Origin of the sequence: Geobacillus sp. ZGt-1, from assembly GCF_001026865.1 — a bacterium.
In the GTDB taxonomy this organism is placed as follows: domain Bacteria; phylum Bacillota; class Bacilli; order Bacillales; family Anoxybacillaceae; genus Geobacillus; species Geobacillus thermoleovorans.
The window spans coordinates 1-609 of the sequence record NZ_LDPD01000040.1; the positions used below are offsets into that span (position 1 = coordinate 1).

Genomic DNA, 609 nt, shown 5'->3' on the forward strand with positions numbered 1-609 from the left:
AAGAGATTCAACTGATTGCCGAAGCGGTTGGGGATCGTGATTCGTCTCGAACCTTTACGTTGCGCGAGTGGATTCACTTCTTCCTGCTGGCCGCCATGCATCAATGGAAAAGCTTTCGCCACGGAGCCGATGTGGGGCCTCTGTATGGATTGCCGCGATTCCATTATTCCACAGTATCCAAGAAAGCGAAAGACGTTCCCTATGACATCATGAAACGCTTGTTGGCGTTGATCATTTCCAAGTGCAACCGCCAAACCCGCCGTTCGCTTCGGTTTCCCAAACCGCTTCGGGTGGTGGATTCGACGACCGTCACGGTCGGGAAAAACCGCCTGCCATGGGCGCCGTATCACGGCGAACGCGCCGGAGTGAAGCTGCACGTCGCGTATTCGCCGGAATCCTCGTTGCCGGCAGACGTGGTGGAAACCATCGGACTGCGTCATGATGGCCCGGTGGGAGAACAGTTGACGAACGCTCAACAAGTGCTGGTGGAAGACCGGGCGTATTTCAAAATCGAACGCCTCGATCGATTTGTGGAGCAGCATCAGCTCTTTGTCATTCGGATGAAGGACAACATCGAACTTCATCAGAAAAAAAGCTTGAAACGCCTTT

The 609-nt window shown here is 53.9% G+C and carries 1 protein-coding gene; it reads left to right on the plus strand.

What is annotated here, in order from left to right:
- Positions 1-609 (plus strand): transposase (locus VU18_RS15355; RefSeq protein WP_047758419.1); only part of this gene is annotated, 609 nt, incomplete at both ends.